At 76.0% G+C, this 15,965-nt stretch carries 12 protein-coding genes; 7 read left to right on the top strand and 5 right to left on the bottom strand.

The window, feature by feature from the left end; all coding sequences use genetic code 11:
• Positions 1-24: 24 nt before the first annotated feature.
• Positions 25-393, bottom strand: coding sequence for an SHOCT domain-containing protein (locus ABZ497_RS12765; RefSeq protein WP_359804657.1), 369 nt, complete (start codon positions 391-393; stop codon positions 25-27).
• A gap of 151 nt (positions 394-544) precedes the next feature.
• On the opposite strand from ABZ497_RS12765, the gene ABZ497_RS12760 reads away from it, so the two are divergent.
• Entirely contained in the window at positions 545-916 is a 372-nt protein-coding gene (locus ABZ497_RS12760) for a hypothetical protein (RefSeq protein ID WP_352290761.1), read from the top strand.
• Between the two features lie 55 nt (positions 917-971).
• Here ABZ497_RS12760 and ABZ497_RS12755 read toward each other — a convergent pair whose 3' ends face one another.
• Both ABZ497_RS12755 and ABZ497_RS12750 read right to left on the bottom strand, forming a co-directional pair.
• Positions 972-1,622: a beta-glucanase gene (locus ABZ497_RS12755; protein ID WP_359804655.1), complete on the bottom strand. Its 651-nt coding sequence runs from the start codon at positions 1,620-1,622 to the stop codon at positions 972-974.
• A gap of 157 nt (positions 1,623-1,779) precedes the next feature.
• Positions 1,780-2,502 (bottom strand): CBS domain-containing protein, encoded by a 723-nt coding sequence (locus ABZ497_RS12750; RefSeq protein ID WP_359804653.1) that lies wholly within the window; start codon positions 2,500-2,502, stop codon positions 1,780-1,782.
• Positions 2,503-2,784: 282 nt separating this feature from the next.
• Between ABZ497_RS12750 and ABZ497_RS12745 the strand changes: the two genes are divergently transcribed.
• Positions 2,785-4,314 carry an SDR family oxidoreductase gene (locus ABZ497_RS12745; protein WP_359804651.1) on the top strand — a complete coding sequence of 510 codons (1,530 nt, stop codon included), beginning with the start codon at positions 2,785-2,787 and terminating at the stop codon, positions 4,312-4,314.
• 54 nt (positions 4,315-4,368) lie between these two features.
• A complete protein-coding gene (locus ABZ497_RS12740; RefSeq protein WP_359804649.1) occupies positions 4,369-6,270 on the top strand; it encodes a hypothetical protein in 1,902 nt (633 codons plus the stop codon).
• 81 nt (positions 6,271-6,351) lie between these two features.
• Here ABZ497_RS12740 and ABZ497_RS12735 read toward each other — a convergent pair whose 3' ends face one another.
• Positions 6,352-7,143: an arylmalonate decarboxylase gene (locus ABZ497_RS12735; RefSeq protein WP_359804647.1), complete on the bottom strand. Its 792-nt coding sequence runs from the start codon at positions 7,141-7,143 to the stop codon at positions 6,352-6,354.
• Between the two features lie 262 nt (positions 7,144-7,405).
• Between ABZ497_RS12735 and ABZ497_RS12730 the strand changes: the two genes are divergently transcribed.
• Together ABZ497_RS12730 and ABZ497_RS12725 are read left to right on the top strand one after the other, a co-directional pair.
• Entirely contained in the window at positions 7,406-8,764 is a 1,359-nt protein-coding gene (locus ABZ497_RS12730) for an NtaA/DmoA family FMN-dependent monooxygenase (RefSeq protein WP_359804645.1), read from the top strand.
• Positions 8,761-9,981: an LLM class flavin-dependent oxidoreductase gene (locus tag ABZ497_RS12725; protein ID WP_359804643.1), complete on the top strand. Its 1,221-nt coding sequence runs from the start codon at positions 8,761-8,763 to the stop codon at positions 9,979-9,981. Before ABZ497_RS12730 ends, ABZ497_RS12725 begins: the two co-directional genes overlap by 4 nt.
• A 42-nt stretch (positions 9,982-10,023) precedes the next feature.
• Here ABZ497_RS12725 and ABZ497_RS12720 read toward each other — a convergent pair whose 3' ends face one another.
• Positions 10,024-13,407, bottom strand: coding sequence for a BTAD domain-containing putative transcriptional regulator (locus ABZ497_RS12720; protein WP_359804641.1), 3,384 nt, complete (start codon positions 13,405-13,407; stop codon positions 10,024-10,026).
• A 179-nt stretch (positions 13,408-13,586) separates the two neighbouring features.
• Between ABZ497_RS12720 and ABZ497_RS12715 the strand changes: the two genes are divergently transcribed.
• Together ABZ497_RS12715 and ABZ497_RS12710 are read left to right on the top strand one after the other, a co-directional pair.
• Positions 13,587-14,195, top strand: a complete 609-nt coding sequence (locus ABZ497_RS12715) for an SDR family oxidoreductase (protein WP_359804639.1) — start codon at positions 13,587-13,589, stop codon at positions 14,193-14,195.
• Entirely contained in the window at positions 14,192-15,445 is a 1,254-nt protein-coding gene (locus ABZ497_RS12710) for an MFS transporter (protein WP_359804637.1), read from the top strand. Before ABZ497_RS12715 ends, ABZ497_RS12710 begins: the two co-directional genes overlap by 4 nt.
• The last annotated feature ends 520 nt before the right edge of the window (positions 15,446-15,965 follow it).

Genomic DNA, 15,965 nt, shown 5'->3' with positions numbered 1-15,965 from the left:
CGCCGTCGGCGGGGCCCCGCGGCGTCATCCGCCGCCGGGCGGCTCCCCGGCGGCGGCCTCACCCGGTCCGCCGGCGTCCCGCAGGACGTCCAGGCGGTGCCGGTACTCCTCCGTGTCGATCTCGCCGCGCGCGAACCGCTCGGCGAGCAGCTGCTCGGCCGTCGGCGAGACCGCCCGGCGCGGCGGCCCGGCCGGCCCGGTCGCGGCCCACGGGCCCGGCGGCACCGGCCGCGCGCCCCGCGAGGTCCGCGACAGGTGACGGACCAGCGCGACGGCCGCCAGGACGAGGACCGCCAGGACCAGCAGCAGCAGGAGGGCCAGCAGGCCGTAGCCCCAGCCGCCCAGGACGTGACCGTGGCCGTGCCCGTGGCGCGGACCGTTCCAGTGCCCCATCACGGCCTCCTCCTCCGGCCCCGCAGGGCCCATCGAGGTGATCGGCGCCTCATCACCATCCTGCGCCCGCAGGTGCTCCGGCGGACCTGAGGATTGTCTGAGAAACGCTCGCGACGCGCCGATCGTGCCCGTCGGGGTAGCGTTGCGGCCCATGGACCACCACCCGCCGGCCGACGACCGCGAGCGGCTCGTCGCGGCCGGGGTGCTCCGCCGCTACGAGGACCGACGCCTGCATCCGGCCCTGCGCCACTCGCCGATCTTCTACGTCTCCAGCCGGCTCTGGGCGGAGCTCACCGCGCTCGCCATCGCCCCGGAAGCGGCCGCCGCCACGGCGCACGCGCTGCTGGCCACCATCGCCGACCAGGCCGTCGACGCCGCCCTCGCCCCCGGCAACGAAGGCGCCCCGCGCGACGACCTGTACGTGACGCACCCCGCCCACATCGGCCCGTACCGCCGGGTGGTCTGGTTCCAGCGCACCGGCCCGCGCGGCCTGATCACGGCGACGTTCCCGCCGGACCGGTGAACCGCGCTGCCCCCGGGCCGACGACGCCGACCCGGGGGCAGCCGCGCGGCCTTCGTCAGCGCTCTATCCGCAGGCTGTGGCAGGTCCAGCTCAGCCGGTCCGGACCCGTGGCCGGGGGCCGGTCGTGGTACGTGCCGTCCGCCACCGAGAGGTTGACGATCAGGTAGGCGTGGAAGTCCGGCCCGACCCCGCGCCGGTCCGCGTGCACGAGCGTGTCGCCCACGAACCAGTCCACCGAGCGCGCGCCCAGCACCGCCCGCAGGTCGAAGGTGGCGCCGGGAGCTATCCCGGCGTCGGCGCCGTGCCAGTACCGGGAGCCGCCGCGAACGTGGTTCGAGACCTCCAGCAGGTCCGGATGGTCGGGGTGGTACTCGAAGACGTCCACCTCGTTGCCGCCGTCCCGCCAGGTCCAGATGGCCGGCCAGGCGCCCGTCTCGACGGGGAGCGTGACCCGCGCCGTGAGCACGTCGCCGGTGCGGACCTGGAACGCCTCCGGGCTGCCCTCGGTGGTGAGCAGGCTGCACGTCCACAGGTCGCCGCCGTGCCGCCGGACGGCGGCGAACACGCCACCGGGGCAGTAGGAGCGGCTCAGGAAGTCCAGCTTGTGATCGCCCCGGTTGGTCGGCCCCATCCGGGGATAGGCGCTGCTGCGGCCCGCCACCCACTGCCTGGTCGAAGTGAAATCCGCGTCGAACACGACTGCCACGGCCGCCTCCCGGGTCACCCGGCGCGTTCGGCGGCCCGCTGCCGCCGCACACAATGAGTGACTTACCCGATACTCTCCGCAGTATGCGAAGCGGACGCTCCGAGTCCGTGGTCAGGACGGCGGGACGCGACGGGACAGCGGCCGGCCCGGGCCGGAGTCAGCCGACGACGGCGGCCTCGTCGCTGCTGCCGAGGCGGTCCGTCACCGACACCACGCCGTCCACCGAGCGGCAGAGGCTCAGCACGATCGGCACCAGGTGCGGCGCCGGCACGCTGCCGCTGAGCACCACCCGGCCCTGGTCGACCTCCACGCCCACCTCCGCCGGGCTCACGCCCTCAATCCGGCCGAGCACCTCCTCGACGATCTCGCGGCGGATCACCCGGTCCTCGCGCAGGAAGACGCGCAGCAGGTCGCCCCGGCTGACCATGCCGAACACCCGGCCGTCCTCGTCCAGCACGGGCAGTCGCTTCACCCCGTGCCGGCTCATCAGCCGCGCGGCCGCCACCACACTGGTGCCGGGGGTGACGCAGACGGCGGGGCCGGTCATCAGGTCCGCGGCGGTGACGGCCCCGCCCGGCCCGGTCCGGGTCAGCTCGGGCGGCGGCACCAGGCTGCCCGGGTCCTCCTGAGCGGCCAGGGTGAGCAGCAGGTCCGCCTCGGAGACGATGCCGAGGGGCCGCCCGTCGGGGTCCACCACCGGGACACCCGTGATGTCGTACTCGGTCAGCACGGCGACGATCTCCCGGAACCCGGTCTCGGGCGCGACCCGCACCACGGGACTGGTCATCACTGATTCGACGGTGGCATGCAGCACGCCGGTCACCTCGTCCACGAGCGATGTCGGCCGGACGACCGCCGCCCGGCCGGATATCTGGAGCATCCCTCCCGGCCGCGCCCCCGGCCAGAGGCCGAAGGGGCTGACATCCCGGGACCAACGGCACTGCCGTCCGACGCTCCCCTCACAGCGTACGGCGGTGCGGTCCGCTCGCCCGGCCGTCGAGCCCGGCCCGCTCCGGACGGCGGCCCGCGCGGGCGGGTGCCGGGCCGGTGCTGTGGCGGCCCGGACGGCGGGCGGCGAAGCTGGCGGAGGGCGCGTGCGGCCCGCCCGCCGGCGCCGCCGCGCCGAACCCCGCACCCCTGACGCGGCTTTCTGGGAGGCACCATGGCCGGACCGAGCACCCCCGACGCCCCGCTGCGCTGCCTGGTCACGGGCGCCACCGGCTACATCGGCGGCCGGCTCGTCCCCGAGCTGCTGGCCGCCGGGCACTCCGTCCGCTGCCTGGTCCGCGACCCGGGCCGGCTGCGCGACCACCCCTGGCGGGCCTCGGTCGAGGCCACCGCCGGGGACGTCACCCGGCCGGAGTCGCTGACCGGGGCCTTCGCCGGCATCGACGTCGCCTACTACCTGGTCCACTCGCTGGGCACCGGCCGTGACTTCGAGGCGACCGACCGGGCCGCCGCCCGGGCCTTCGGCGAGGCGGCGGCCCGGGAGGGGGTCCGCCGGATCGTCTACCTCGGCGGTATCAACCCCGCCGGGGTGCCGGCCGCCGAGCTGTCCCCGCACCTGCGCTCGCGCGCCGAGGTCGGCCGCCGGCTGCGGGCGAGCGGGGTGCCGACCGCCGAACTCCGGGCCGCGGTGATCATCGGATCCGGTTCGGCCTCGTTCGAGATGCTGCGCTACCTCACCGAGCGGCTGCCCGTGATGGTGACCCCGAACTGGGTCGACACCAGGATCCAGCCGATCGCCGTCCGGGACGTCCTGTACTACCTCACCGCGGCGGCCCGGCTGCCGCCGGAGGTGGACCGGGCCTTCGACATCGGCGGCCCGGACGTCCTCACCTACCGCGAGATGATGATGCGCTACGCCGCCGTCGCCGAGCTGCCGCGCCGGCTGATCGTCCCGGTGCCGGTGCTCACCCCCCGGCTCTCCAGCCACTGGGTCGGCCTGGTGACGCCCGTCCCCAACTCGCTCGCCCGCCCGCTGGTGGAGTCGCTGCGGCACGAGGTGGTCCGCGGCGAGGACGACCTCGCCGAGTACGTGCCCGACCCGTCCGGGGGCCCGACCGGCTTCGACGAGGCGGTCCGGCTGGCACTGCGGCGGATCAGGGACGCCGAAGTGGCCACCCGGTGGTCCTCCGCCACCCTGCCCGGCGCGCCGAGCGACCCGCTGCCCACCGACCCGGACTGGGCCGGCGGCAGCCTCTACCAGGACGTCCGGGAGCGCGACGTGGGCGCCCCGCCGGACGCGCTCTGGCGCGTGGTGGAGGGCATCGGCGGCGAGAACGGCTGGTACTCCTTCCCGCTCGCCTGGGCACTGCGCGGCCGGCTCGACCGGCTGGCCGGCGGCGTCGGCCTGCGCCGGGGCCGGCGTGACCCGGCCCGGCTACGGGTCGGCGACTCGCTGGACTTCTGGCGGGTGGAGGAGATCGAGGCCGGGCGGCTGCTGCGGCTGCGCGCCGAGATGCGGCTGCCCGGGCTGGCCTGGCTGGAGCTGTCCGTCACCCCGGACGGCCTCGGCGGCAGCCGCTACCGGCAGCGGGCACTGTTCCACCCGCACGGGCTGGCCGGGCACGCGTACTGGTGGTCGGTGGCACCGTTCCACGCCATCGTCTTCGGCGGGATGGCGCGCCGGATCACCGAACGCGCCGCCGGATCCCGGAACACCGCCCCGGACGGCGCAACCATCACATGATCGACTCGTTGGACCGTCCGCCACCACACGACAGACGGCTCCGGGGAGAACGCCTTGGCAGGACGGATAGACGGCGGCGCACCGCCCCGGGGCGCGGGCGCGCGTCCGGTGGCCCGGGCCGAGGCGACCCTGGTCCGCCACTACCGCCGGCTGGTCCGGCTCGCGTACCTGGCCCTGCCGGCCGACCGGGACCGCCACAGCCGGGTGCTCGCCGCGCACGCCGCCGTCCAGCGGGCCCTGCCCTCCCGTTGGAGCAGGCTGCGGGAGCCGGCCGGCACGGACGAGGACCCGCTGTACGCCGCCCTGCGCCTGCGGGTGCTGCGCGGCGCGCTGCACCCGCGGCCCGCCGACCGGCTGCGGGCGCCCCGGGTCTGGGGGCTGCGGCTGTTCACCCCTGGCGGCGGTGACCGGGACGCGGCACTGGACCGCGAACTGGCCGCCCTGGGGGCGCCCGCCCGGTCCGCGTTCGCGCTGCTCGCCGTGGAGGAGCTGACGCCCGAGCAGGCCGCGGAGGTGCTGCTTCAGGCCGGTGCGACCGACCCCGGGCAGGCCGTCGACGAGGCCGCACGGCTCTGCGCCGGACCGGATCACGGCCTGTCGGCCTTCGACCCCTGCGCGGTGCGCGTCCAGCCGACCGACCTGCTGCGCCGCCGCCGGGCCTTCGGTGCCTCGCTCGCGGTGGCCGCGCTCGCGCTCACCGGTACCGCCGCCGCGCTGGCCGTCCCCGGTGCCCCGGCCCCGGCCGGCGCGCCCGTCCGTCCGCTCGCCGTCCCGCCGGGCGGAACGGCGCCCGACCCGGCCCGGTTGCTCCGGGTGGCAGCGGACCAGTGGCAGCACACCGCCCGGATCGACTTCTCCGCCTGGCCCGCCCGCGGCGACCGCCGTGACGACACCGCCCTGCTCGGCCGGGCGCTCGCCGCCTGGTCGGGCCCCGGCCCGCGGACCAGGCCCGAGCCGGGCACCCCGGCCGCCCCGCCGCAGGGCCCGCCCCAGTTGCTGTTCGCCGGCACCGTAGACGGCGCGGCCGTGGTGGTGCTCTACGACGGCGGCCGGCTCGCCCGCTGGACCGACGGACCCGGCGGCGGGCTGGACCTCGCCCGTGCCGACGACTCCTCCGTCACCACCGCCGGCGCGGTGGTGCTGCACCGCCAGGGGGCGACCGCCCGCTACCTGCTCGCCCCGTGGATCGACGCGGCCGACACCCGCCGGATCGACCAGCCGGACGTACCCGCCAGGGCGCTGGACCGCGTGGACGGCGTGACCGCCGCGGCACCCGGCGCGAGCGCCCCCGGTTCGCGCTCCCCGGGGGCGCTCGCGGACTGCCTGGGCGCCACCGTGCTCCAGTTGCGCTCCTCCACCACGATCGCCGAGAAGCACTCCTTCCTGCTGGCCGACCTCGGCGGGCTGGTGCCCGCCCACCTCAGCTACACCCCGCCACCGGACCGCACCCAGCCGGCCCGGCAGCCCCGCGAGGCGGTCGGCCAGGACGCGCTGCTGGCCTGGGCCCGCGCGGGCTGCGCCGTTCCGGACGGCACCCCCGGTGTCAAGCAGCTCAACCTCTGGGCCTTCGCGGTGCAGCAGCTGCCCCAGAACGCGGGCGCGGCGTCCTGGGTCTGCCTGCGCGCCGACCGCTGGAACGGCGAGGGCAGCGCCGCGACCGCCGTGCTGCTGCCGAACGCCCGGGGCCCGCAGCGCACGGGCGGCGGGCCGGGCCGGGCGTGCAGCCGGTTCGAACAGGACACGGTGGGGTGGACGTGGTGGCGCTCGCCGCAGGGCACCGAGTTCCTGCTGGCCGCGGGCAGCCGGCGGGTCGGCCGGATCACGGCCAAGGGACCGGACTGGTCGGCCGACCGGGCCACGCCGGACCACACCCTGGCGGTCGAGCGGCCCGGCCGGGCCGCCGTCACGCTGGAGGCGGTACTGGACGGCGGCAGCCGGATCGCTCCGCTGCGGTGAGGGCGGCCGCGGGAGCCTCCCCCTCGGCAGCCGCCCCCGGTGCGCCCGCCGGCCGCGGGCGCACCGACGCCCGACGGTGTCTCAGGCCGCCCAGCGGGCCCGGACGTCCAGGCGTCGCAGCAGCGGATGCGCGTCCCCGGCGGTCGCGGACCCGGTCCGCCGTCCCGTCACGCGGCGCGCCCACCAGGCGGACGCCAGGTTCGAGGAGAGCAGCGGGCGCCCGCTGGTGTCCTCCCGCGCGAGCTCGGCGAGCGCACCGAGCGTCCCCATCCCGGTCCCGGTGAACAGCAGCGCGGAGTCGTCGGGGATCCCGTTCTCCTGCTGGTGGGCCCGTATTCGCTCGCGGATCCGGCCCGTGGTCACCTCGTAGGGGTCGAAGTGGTCGGACCCGTCCGGGGCCGTCCCGGCGGGCACGAGGACGACGCCGTCCACCGTGAGCCCGGCCCGCTCCCAGAAGGCGCGGGAGGTCGCGGTGAGCCACGGCTGGTAGGGCGAGACCAGGGTCAGCCGGTTCACCCCGAGCGCCTCGCAGGCGGCCAGGATCGCCTGCGTCGAGGAACTGACCGGGAACCCTGAGCGGTTCGACATCTCCTCGCACAGGGCGCGGTCGCCCGCCGGGTCCAGCAGGTAGTGCGAGGCACTGCAGGCGACCACGGCCGCGTCCAGCCGCATGCCGCCGAAACCGTCGAGGGTGTCGGGAAGGACCCGGTTGTAGGTCTCCAGCATCTCCCGGAGCTCCACCCCCGGCGTGGTGGGGAAGCGGGAGGTGTACACGTGCACGGCGGCACCGATCAAGCGGTTGAACTCCGGCTCCGCCGTGGGGTTCTCCGGGGGGACGACGACTCCGAGTCTGGGCAGCGAGAAGAGATCCATGGCCGCACAGTAGGCCGAACGCCGACACAGGGGACAGATCCGCCGACGTTAAGCGACAGACCACTCACAAGCGCTTTGCACGCCGTTCCCGTTATTGACATTCCTTGACACTCCCCCACACATCCCTGACCCGAATCCCCTTGTCCGCCACATCCGTTCGGTGAACCCTGGTGATCACAGCCGCCCCGTGGACCGGACTGCACACGCGTGGCCACGCGGCCGGCCTCCCTGGGGCCGGCCCTTCCCCGAAGGAGCAAGCCCCGTGCCTGCCGCCGCAGAACACGCCGGAAGGAAGCAGGTGCACCTCGCCGTGCAACTGCCGGCCATCCACAACGTGACCGTCTGGTCGGACCCCCGTTCCGAGAGCCAGATCGCGATCGACTCCTTCATCCGGCTCGCACGGACCGCGGAACGCGGCAAGTTCGACTTCTTCTTCCTGGCGGAAGGGCTGCGGCTGCGCGAACACAAGGGCCAGGTCTACGACTTGGACGTGGTGGGCCGTCCGGACAACCTGACGGTGCTCGCCGCACTCGCCGCCGTCACCGACCGGCTCGGGCTCGCCGCGACCGTCAACACCACCTTCAACGAGCCCTACGAGGTGGCCCGCAAGCTGGCGAGCCTGGACCTGCTCAGCGGCGGCCGGGCGGCCTGGAACGTGGTCACCAGCTACGACGCCTTCACCGGCGAGAACTTCCGCCGCGGCGGCTTCCTCGCCGAGGCCGACCGCTACACCAGGGCGGCCGAGTTCCTGCAGACCACGCGCGAGTTGTGGGACAGCTGGGCGGACGGCGACGTACCCGCCGACGCGGCGGCCGGCCGGTTCGTGCGCCCCGGCGCCGGCACCTTCGCCCACCGCGGCACGCACTTCGACATCGCGGGCCGGTTCACCACCCCGCGCGGCCCGCAGGGCCACCCGGTGATCATCCAGGCCGGGGAGTCGGACGTGGGCCGGGAGTTCGCCGCCTCCGACGCCGAAGTCATCTTCAGCAAGTACAACCGGCCCGACGAGGCCCGGGCGTTCTACCGGGACGTGAAGTCCCGGCTCGCCGCGTACGGCCGGCGCCCGGACGACCTGAAGATCCTGCCCACCGCGACCGCCGTGGTGGCCGACACGGACGAGGAGGCCACCGCGTACGCGGACGAGATCACCCGCGCGCAGGTGAGCCCGCAGACCGCGATCGCCCACCTGGAGGGCGTCTGGGGCCGCGACCTCTCGGCGTACGACCCGGACGGGCCGCTGCCCGACATCGATCCGGAGCCGGACGCCCTCCTGCTGAAGGGGCACTCGGTGTTCCGCAAGGGCCGTGAGGAGACGGCACGGCGGTGGCGCAAGATCGCCGAGGAGCGCGGGCTGAGCATCCGTCAACTGATGATCGAGGTCCACGGCGGCCAGAACTTCGTCGGCAGCCCGCAGACCGTCGCCGACACGATCGACCGCTTCGTGCAGAGCGAGGCGGCCGATGGCTTCGTCCTCGTACCGCACCTGACGCCCGACGGCCTGGGCGACTTCGTGGACCGGGTGGTTCCGCTCCTCCAGGAGAAGGGCGTGTTCCGCGAGGAGTACACCGGAACGACGCTCCGCGACCATCTCGGCCTCGGCTCCCCGAAGGAGACCTCGTGACCGCCACCCCGTCCGACTCCCCGCTGCACCTGGCTGTCGCGCTCGACGGCGCGGGATGGCACCCGGCCGCCTGGCGGGCGCCGGACGCCAGGCCGTCGGAGCTGTTCACCCCCGGCTACTGGGCGGGCCTCGTGGCCGAGGCCGAGCGGGGGCTGCTCGACTTCGTCACCCTGGAGGACGGCCTCGGTCTGCAGTCCGAGCCCTTCCACCGCCCCGACGACCGCACCGACCGGGTCCGGGGCAGCGTCGACGCCGTACTGCTGGCCGCCCTGCTCGCGCCGCTGACCGACCGCATCGGCCTGGTACCGACCACGAACGTCACCCACACCGAACCGTTCCACCTCGCGACCGCCATCGCGACCCTGGACCACGCCGCCCGCGGCCGGGCGGGCTGGCGGCCGCAGATCGCCTCCCGCGCCTCGGACGCCGCCCACTTCGGCCGCCGCACCACCCCGCAGCTCACCGACGACGACATCCGCGACCCCGAGCTGATCGCCAAGCGGCTCCGCCCGCTCTTCGCGGAGGCCGCCGACGTGGTCGAGGTGGCACGACGGCTGTGGGACAGCTGGGAGGACGACGCGGAGATCCGGTCCGTGCCGACCGGCCGCTTCATCGACCGCGACAAGCTGCACCACATCGACTTCGAGGGCGAGCACTTCAGCGTCCGGGGGCCGGCGATCACCCCGCGCCCGCCGCAGGGCCAGCCGCTGGTCGCGAGCCTGGCCCACGCCTCGACGCCGTACGAGTTCGCGGCCCGCGCCTCGGACGTCGTCTTCGTCACCCCGCACGACCGCCCCGGCGTCGAACGGATCCTCGCGCAGGTCGACGAGGCCGTCGCCGCCACCGGCCGTGACCTGCGGGCCAGGCCGCTGCGGCGGTTCGCGGACCTGATCGTGCTGCTGGACGACAGTCCGGCGGCCGCCGCCGACCGCAAGGCCCGGCTGGACGAGCTGGCAGGCGCCGAACTCGCCTCGGACGCCGTGGTGTTCACCGGCACCGCGGCCGCTCTGACCGATCTGCTGCTCGACTGGCGCTCGGCCGGGCTGGACGGCTTCCGGCTCCGCCCGGCGGCGTTGCCGCACGACCTCGAAGCGATCACCCGCGCCCTGGTACCGGAGTTGCAGCGCCGTGGTGCCTTCCGCACGGCCTACACGGCGACGACGCTGCGCGGGCACCTGGGGTTGGAGCGGCCGGCGAACCGGTACGCGCGGGTCTGACCTCGGCCCGGTGCGCTCGGGGGTGCGCCGCGGCGGGCCTGATCAGTGGTGCGCCGCGGCGGGGTCGCCCGCCGGCTGTTGGCCGAGGGCCTCGCAGCCGCGGCGCACCGCCTCCACTGCGGTGAGCCGGCCGCCCTGGGCGAACGCCGCCGCGAAGGCGGCCGCCCCCAGGACCTCCACGGCGGCCGCGGCGATCCGGTCCGTGTCGCCGCGCTCGGCGGGCGGCAACGGGGCCCCCACACCCCGGCGTGCCGCGTCCGCGGCGCCGAGCAGCAGGGCCGCGCACTCGGCGCCGCGCCGCCCGGCCGCGCCCCGGCCGGCGACCGCGGCCGCGCCGGCCAGGCCCTCCAGGGAGAGGGCCAGCGCGCGCGGTTCGTCGAGGGAGCGGGCGACCGCCCAACCGCTCAGGTGCCGGTCGGCCGCCAGGTCGGCGTCGCCCCGGAGTTCGGCGACGAAGCCGAGCTCCGCGAGAAGCAGGTGGTCGCCCGCCTCCGAGGACACCTCCGCGTAGCCGTCGCGGATGTGCACCAGATGGGCCTCGGCGGCGGCCAGGTCCCCCGAACGGCGGGCGCCGAGCGCGAGGCCCATCTCGGAATGGATCTCCCCGTACTTGTAGCCCTGTTCGGCGGCGATCCGGCGGGCCTGTTCGTGCAGCTCCCGGCCCCGTTCCCAGTCGTGGGCCAGCAGGGCGAGCCGGCCCAGCCCGGACAGCCGGGCCGACACCTCGGCCTCCAGCCCCAACTCCCGAGCGATGTGCAGCCCTTCACGCTGGCGGCGGGCCGCCTCCGGGTACTCCCCCTTGATCTCGGCGAGCGCGGCGAGCGGTGAGACCGTCTGCAACTCGCCCCAGCCGTCGCCCAGTTCGCGGAAGAGCGCGGCACTGCGCAGACCGTCGCGGCCGAGACCGGCGAGGTCGCCGCGGACCAGGGCGAGGGTGGCCCGCAGACCGAGTGCGGCGGCCGTGCCCCACTGATCGCCCTCCTCGGCGAAGACCGCGAGGGCGCGCGCGTTCAGCTCCTCGCCCTCGGCGGCCTCGCCCGCGCTGAACAGGCCGTACGCGCAGAGCCACAGGGCCCGGGCGCGGCGCACCGGGTCGGGCACCGCACCGGCCGACGCGACCGTGCAGGCGAGCGCGTGCGCCTCCGCGCGGTCGCCGGTGAGGAGCGCGAACGCGCCGTGCAGGAGCGCGAGTTCGGAGCTGGGCCGGGGAGCGGCGGCGAGCGCGGCGGCCAGGCTGCGGCGGCCCTCGGTGAGCCGGCCGCGCAGCAGCCACCACCAGGCCAGGGCGGTGGCCAGCCGGACCGCCTCGTCGCCGTCCCCTTCCGCGGTCCGGCGCAGCGCCTCGTCGAGGGCCGCGCGCAGATTGCCCGCCTCGGCGTCCAACCGGGCGAGCCAGGGCCGCTGGTCCGCGCCGCGCAGCCGGGGCTCGGCGCGCTCGGCGAGCGCGAGGTAGTGGCGCAGGTGGCGGCCGCGCACGGCGGCGAGGTCCGCCATCTCGTCCAGGCGTTCGGTGGCGTACGCGGCGACGGACTCCAGGAGGCGGTAGCGCCGCCCGGTGGGCTGGTCGACGACGACCACCAGGGAGCGGTCGACGAGCCGTGTCACCAGGTCGAGGACCTCGTAGCGGGTCACGCCGTCGCCCGCGCAGGTGGCCTCCGCGGCGTCCAGGTCGCAGCCGTCGCTGTGCACCGCCAGGCGGCGCAGCACGATCCGTTCGGGTGCGCTGAGCAGCTCCCAGCTCCAGTCGATCACCGCGCGCAGGGTCTGCTGGCGGGCCGGGGCGCCGCGGCGGCGGGAGCTCAGGAGCCGGAACCGGTCGCCCAGCCGGGTCGCCAGCTCCCGGACCCCCAGGGTGCGCACGCGGGTGGCGGCGAGTTCCAGGGCGAGCGGGATGCCGTCCAGCCGGCGGCAGATCTCGGCGACGGCCTCGCGGTCGGCGAGGTCGCCGCCGTCCGGGTCGCGGGGGAAGCCGGGGTCGTGGGCGGCGGCGCGCTCGCTGAACAGCCGCACGGCGTCGTCGGTCGGCAGCGGCTCGACGAGGAACACCGCCTCGCCCGTCAGGCCCAGCGGCTCCTGGCTGGTGGCCAGCACCCGCAGGTCCGGTGCGGTGCGCAGGAGCAGCTCGGCGAGTTCCGCCGCCGCGTCGACGACGTGCTCGCAGTTGTCCAGGACCAGCAGGGTGCGGCGGTCCCGCAGCGCCGTGGCGAGCCGGTGGACGGGCGAGGCGGGCCCCGCCCCGCCGCCCGTGCCCGGCGGCGCGGGGGCGTCGTCCCGGACGCCGAGCGTGGTGGCGACGACCTGGGCCAGGTCGGCGGCGGTGCCGCCGCGGACCCCCGCGAACTCCACCAGCCAGATCCCGTCGGGGCGGTTCCCGGCCGGCTCCCGAGCGGCCACCGCGGCGGCGGCCGCGACGGCCAGCCGGGTCTTGCCGACGCCGCCGGCGCCGGCCAGGGTCACCAGGCGGGTGTCGTCCAGGAGCCGGGACACCTGGGCGACGGCCGCGTCCCGTCCGATCAGGCGGGTCAGCGGGACCGGCAGGTTGGGGTGTTCGCCGGCGGGCGGGGCGGAGGCGGGGGCCACGGGCGGGGCGGGCGTCGGGGTGTCGGGGGCTACGGGCGCGGCGAGCGAGGCGGCGGCGGCCGGTGCCGAACCGGCCCGCGCGGTGCCCGGGCCGGGGTCCGGGCCGGGGTCCAGGCCGGGGTCCTGGCGCAGGACGGCCTGGTGGAGGGTGGTCAGCGCGGGGGCCGGGTCGACGCCCAGCTCCTCGGCGAGTCGGGCGCGGAGGTCCTCGTAGCTCGCGAGCGCCTCGCTCTGACGGCCCGCGAGGTAGAGGGCGCGCATCTGGACGGCACGCAGCCGCTCGCGCAGCGGGTGCCCGGCGACGAGGGCGGCGAGCTCGCCGGCGAGCAGCGCGTGGTCACCGGCGAGGAGCCGCGCCTCGGCCTGGTCCTCCAGGACGGCGAGCCGCTGCTCGGCGAGGCGGCACGCCGCCGACCGGACGAAGTCCTCGTCGGCGAAGTCCGCGTACGCCGGCCCCCGCCACAGGTCGAGGGCCTCGGTCAGGAGTTCCGCCCGGGCGCGCGGGTCGCGGACGCCACCGGCGTCGGCCACCAGGGCGCCGAAGCGGTCGGCGTCCAGCTCGCCGGCGCCGCGGTCCAGCCGGAGGCGGTAGCCCGCGCCCTGGCGCAGCACCCGCTCCCGGCCGAGCACCCGGCGCAGCTGGGAGACCTTGCCCTGGAGCGCGCCCTCGGGTTTCCCGGGCGGTTCGTCGCCCCACAGGTCCTGGATGAGGCGGTCGGCGGAGACCGGTCCGCCGCCGTGCGCCAGCAGGTCGGCGAGGAGTCCCCGGACCTTGACCTCGGGGACGGTGATCTCCTCGCCGTCGTCGCCCCACACCACGAGTGGTCCCAGTACCCCAAACCGCATGTCGGTCACCGTACCGCGCCCCGGTGGCGCCGGACCGGCCCGGGGGGATCTTCGACGGGCCGTCAGCCGGCCGTCAGCCCACCCTCAGTGGATCCGCAGTGGATCCGCAGCGGCCCGGAAGGACCCTCGGGCAGGGTCGGACCCACCGAGTCGCCGAGCGGCGGGAAGGAGTGACCGACATGACCAGGTACGCGGGCCGCCGGGCCGTCGTCCTCGGCCAGGACACCGACATCGGCCTGGCCATCGCCAAACGCCTGGTGGAGGGCGGGGCGCTGGTCCTGCTGGCCGCCCGCACCGCCGGGGAACGCGCCCGGGCCAGGGCCGAGCTGGGCTCCACCGCCACCGTCGTCGAGCGCGCCGAGGACGGCGGTACCGGTCTCGACGACACCGACCTCCTGTTCGCCGATGCCGTGGCGGGGGTCCGCCCGCTGCTGCCGTACCTCCGGGACGGCGGCGCGGTGGTGCTCACCGCCCCGGCGCCGCCCTCCGACGCCGTGCGGGCGCTCGCCGCCGAACTGGTCTCGCGCGGCATCCGGGTCAACGCGGTGGCCCCCGGCTGCATCGAGGCGGCGCCCGCGGGCGGCCCGGCGCTGCCACCGCTCGGCCGGCTCGGCTCCGCCGAGGAGGTCGCCCGCGCCGCGCTCTTCCTGGCCACCGACGCGACCTTCACCACCGGCGCCCGGCTCCCCGTCGACGGCGGGCTTGGCCACGCCTGGCCCGCCCCGCGACCTCTTCTTCGCACCACCCGTCCGCCCCGTCCCCTGGAACATCCGGAGCACGCCCCATGAGCACCTCACCCGACATCACCGACGCTCCCGGCGCGGAGACCCGCTCCTCGCCCCCCGCGGCGGCGGGGGGCGAGGAACCGCAGAAGCTTCCGCTGCTCGCCCTGATCGCCCTCGCCACCGCCGTCTTCATCACCAGCCTCACCGAGACCCTCCCCGCCGGCCTGCTCCCCTCGATGAGCTCGGACCTCGCGGTGAGCGAGTCCGCGACCGGCCAGACCGTCACGATCTACGCGATCGGCACCGCCCTGACCGCGATCCCGCTCGCCTCGGCCACCGCCGGCTGGCGGCGCAAGCGGCTGCTCCTGACGGCCATGGCGGGCTTCGCCGTGGCCAACACCGTCACGGCGGTGTCGTCGATCTACGGGCTGACGATGGTCGCGCGGTTCGTCGCCGGTGTCGCCGCCGGCCTGGCCTGGGCGCTGCTCGCCGGCTACGCACGGCGGATGGCTCCCGTGGCACTCCAGGGCAAGGCGATCGCCATCGCGATGGCCGGCATCCCGGTCGCGCTCTCGCTCGGCGTCCCGGCCGGCACCTTCCTCGGCACCCAGACCGACTGGCGCGTGCCGTTCTTCGTGATGACCGGTCTCACCGTCCTGCTGCTGGTGTGGATCTCCGCCACCGTGCCCGACTACCCCGGCCAGCTGGCCGGCGAGCGGCCGAAGATGCTGCGGGCGCTGAAGGTGCCCGGGGTGACCCCCGTGCTCTTCGTGACACTGGTCTTCGTCCTGGCGCACACCGTGCTGTACGCCTACATCGCCACCTTCCTCGACGACCACGGCCTGGGCGACAGCACCGACCTGGTGCTGCTGGTCTTCGGCGGCGCCTCGCTCGCGAGCATCTGGATCGTCGGCTCGCAGATCCACGCCAAGCTGCGCGCGCTCACCGTCGCCAGCACCCTGCTCGTCGCGGTGGCCGCGCTGCTGCTCGCGGTGCTCGCCGACACCACGGCCCTGGTGTACATCGCGGCCGCCCTGTGGGGTCTGGGCTGGGGCGGCATTCCGACCCTGCTGCAGACGGCGGTGGCCGACGCGGGCGGTGACCAGGCCGACGCGGCCCAGACCATGCTCGTGACGCTGTGGAACGTCGCGATGGCCGCCGGCGGCATCATCGGCGGTGTCCTGCTCGACGTGAGCGGCAGTGACTCCTTCCCCTGGACGGTGCTGCTGCTCCTGCTCCCGGTGCTCGTGGTGGTCCTGGTGGCCCGCAGCCACGGCTTCCCCGCCAAGCGGCCCACGCCCCAGGGCTCGTAGGCTCGCAGGCCTCCTGGAGCTCCTTGAGCTCCTGGAGCGCGACCGGGCGGGGTCCAGTGATCCCGCCCTCCCCGGAACGGCCACCGAAGGCAACCTGACCCCCGGGCCTTCGGTGGCTTCCGGCGTTCCCCCGGCCTCTTCGCTCGCCTCTCCGCGTACCCGCCTACCCGCCGTACCCGCCGTACCCGCCTGCCTCCCGCTCCCCCGCCGTGCCGCGCCGTGCCGCGCCGTGCCGCCCAAGTTCCGGGTGTCGCGGCAGATTTCATGAGCTGTTGACACGAGCGCCGGGGCTGCCGTCCGTGCCCGCCCGGGCCGGAGCCGCCGCCCGCCCGTCCACAGCCCGCTGACCAGCGGCCGAAGGACTTCGGGTGCGCCCGCGGCCGCCGGCCGCCGGCCGGGCGGGCAGCCTCGCCGGATCTGTGCCGGGAGCATTTCCACAGCGTGTCTCCGCAGGTCGGAGCGGATATCCGGCCGGTCGGCCGGGTTCCGCCTGGTTGCCGTGCCAAGCGGTACTTTTGTT

This window comes from Kitasatospora sp. NPDC005751 (genome assembly GCF_040630835.1).
GTDB lineage: Bacteria > Actinomycetota > Actinomycetes > Streptomycetales > Streptomycetaceae > Kitasatospora.
The sequence above is the reverse complement of the archived record's forward strand: the minus strand, read 5'-3'. Positions and strand labels throughout refer to the sequence as shown.